This is a genomic window from Staphylococcus sp. HMSC36A10 (assembly GCF_001838845.1).
Classification (GTDB): domain Bacteria; phylum Bacillota; class Bacilli; order Staphylococcales; family Staphylococcaceae; genus Staphylococcus; species Staphylococcus aureus.
Genome location: NZ_KV839101.1, coordinates 1 through 2548, shown reverse-complemented (window position 1 = coordinate 2548; position 2548 = coordinate 1). Strand labels below are relative to the sequence as shown.

Here is a 2548-nt window from a genome sequence, read left to right as displayed (position 1 = left end):
ATAGTATCTCCTTCAAGATGTCCAAACTCCTTATTGAATAAAGGAAATTCTTCTATTCTTTCAGAAATATGTCTTTTAAAAGTCTGTCTACCTCTTTTTTCAGAATGGTCATTTGGCTTTCTTTTACATTTCATAGGTAAATCATGTACAGTAAAAATGTTCTCTTTAAACATTTGTTTTTTATCTTTTGTAAAATGATCGACGTTGTATATCTTATAGAGCTCTCAAATATATATATATGTTAATTTATCAAAGAATTGTTGACAAATCAGTGAATATAAGCAAATATAAATAATATACATATATTGTATAAATTCAAGTTAATGAGTTTTTATCTTTCTAAACAGTCTTATTGCAGAAAGAGTTAACTAATAATTATAGGTGTCATATGAGTCGTAATTTAATACATTTATCCATAGGGGTCGCTATATTTATAATTTCTTTCTCGTTTTATTTATTAAATCAACCAAATAATTGGGCATGGAGCAGTCTAAATATATATAAATGATTCAAAGCCATCCAATGTAAAAGTTGCTATTTTAGATACGGGTATTAATAATACAAGAATAAACAATAATTTTGTTACAAAAAGATACAATGCTATAAACAACCATAATCAAATAACTACAGATAGTAATCACGCCACTCAAGTAGCAAGTATTATCACATATGGAGAACATAAAGAAAAGTTGATTGGTATCAGTAAATCAGTAAGTATTTATGACGTTAAAGTATTAGATGATAACCTTAAAGGCGATATAGATAACATAATAAAAGGCATAACTTGGAGTATCAAAAATGACGTAAATATTATTCATATGAGTTTTGGCTTTCAGCGTTATAATAAAGAATTACATGATGTTATAAAGAACGCTAAAAATAAAGGTATTATCTTAGTAGCCGCAGCAGGGAATAACATGGATGATTATAGTGACTATCCAGCACGTTTTAACGAAGTATATTCTATCACAGCAATAGACAAAAACAATAAGCCATTTATATATGCACCTACTAAAAAAATCGATTTTAAAGCTCCTGGCGTAGATGTATATACAAAAGGATCAAAAGATGAGTTACTTGTTGTAAATGGAACATCTTTTGCAGCCGCCTATTTCACTGCTTATCTGACAAATAATATTGAATCCCGAAATGACTTACCACATATTTTAAAAGAATATCCAATAAAATAACGCATCAAAGGAGAAAACATGAAAAACAAAATAATTATCCTATTTCTAGCAATTATTATAACTTTTACTTACGGAAACTTTGCAGAAGCTTCTGTGGTTATAAAAGAAGCTGATATTAACAATTCGAATAGTAAAATAAACACAAATAAAATTAACGAGAATATTTACAGTAAAAATAATCGTAATTACATTGACAATAACTTTAAATCTAAAGATTTAAACATTGAAAGCAATTTAGAACACGACCTAAATACAGATAAAATTACTGTAGAGGCTTCATTAAAAGATAATTATAATAATAAACTTGATAAAACTTATGATGTTAAATTTTTAAGGATTGTTAATGAAAATGACTTTAAGGCAGAATTTACCGACCAAGATACGGGAGAAAAAATAATATATGATACGAATGAGGTTAAAGCTTCAATTGCACCTGTAGTGGCTGTATTAGTAGGATTCATCGCCAAACAAGGACTTAAGAAAGCTATTCAAAAATATGGTAAGACAGTTGTAACATCAATGATTCGTACAAGCCCTCAAGTTGCCGCACAGGCAGCTAAAAAATTGGGTTATTCTGCTACAAAGCATGTATCCCATGGTAAAAAAGTGTTCAAGAAAAATAGTAAAGGGCGTCCTCAATTTATATCTGTCGATAAAGATGGACACCGAGGAGGAGCATGGAAAGGTGCAAGCAGTATTAAGAATTTAGGTAGCAAGAAAACAAGAAGTGGTACATACGATGCTAACCTAAAAAGAATTGGAGATTAAAATGATTATTAACCTTGAAACACAACAAATACATTTTGATTTAGAACATGAAATTCCCTATTTTCAAGCACCTGAGAAAAATAGGATACGCTTAGATATTGATGTTCTCAATAAAAAGCAAATTTCTAATATTATTAATGTTATATTTAATAACCAATCAAAGACGAAATGTACATTTTTGTCTGAATACTTATATCCTGTTAAATTTAGAGAAAAAACAAGAATTGGTCGTTTTTTTAATATTACTAACTGGTACGAAGAAATCCATTCTACCGATGAGAAGTATGTTATTGCAACTATTAAAAATATAAAAAACAAAGACTTAATTGATTATTCTTTATATATTAAAAAAGGTTTAGTGGAGCCATTTATTGTATTCTATAATCAAGAAAATATATTCTACATTAGCAATGCTGTTATAGATATCATCAGTGTATCCAAAGATACTCTTGATTATATAAAGTCAGAATTCAATGATCACTGTGCTTCGCCATACTGATTTTATAGCACAGAGAAAAGCCGTAGTTTCGAAGAGACCAACGGCTTTTTTATATAGCTTTAGATTGTCAAATTAAGCTGGACAAGTTTAT

The 2548-nt window shown here is 28.7% G+C and carries 2 protein-coding genes and 2 pseudogenes; 3 read left to right on the top strand and 1 reads right to left on the bottom strand.

Annotation, left to right across the window (positions count from 1 at the left end):
• A pseudogene (locus HMPREF3247_RS15085) lies at positions 1–170 on the bottom strand (IS30 family transposase); the annotation flags it as partial.
• A gap of 218 nt (positions 171–388) precedes the next feature.
• Between HMPREF3247_RS15085 and HMPREF3247_RS06520 the strand changes: the two are divergent.
• The 3 genes and pseudogenes from HMPREF3247_RS06520 (at position 389) to HMPREF3247_RS06510 (ending at position 2457) form a co-directional block, all read left to right on the top strand.
• Positions 389–1190 (top strand): annotated as a pseudogene (locus HMPREF3247_RS06520) (S8 family serine peptidase).
• 18 nt (positions 1191–1208) lie between these two features.
• Positions 1209–1958 carry an SAR2788 family putative toxin gene (locus HMPREF3247_RS06515; protein WP_000790914.1) on the top strand — a complete coding sequence of 250 codons (750 nt, stop codon included), beginning with the start codon at positions 1209–1211 and terminating at the stop codon, positions 1956–1958.
• A gap of 1 nt (position 1959) precedes the next feature.
• The gene (locus HMPREF3247_RS06510; RefSeq protein WP_000586232.1) at positions 1960–2457 is read left to right on the top strand and encodes a hypothetical protein; all 498 of its coding nucleotides are present in this window, start codon (positions 1960–1962) and stop codon (positions 2455–2457) included.
• Positions 2458–2548 lie beyond the last annotated feature (91 nt).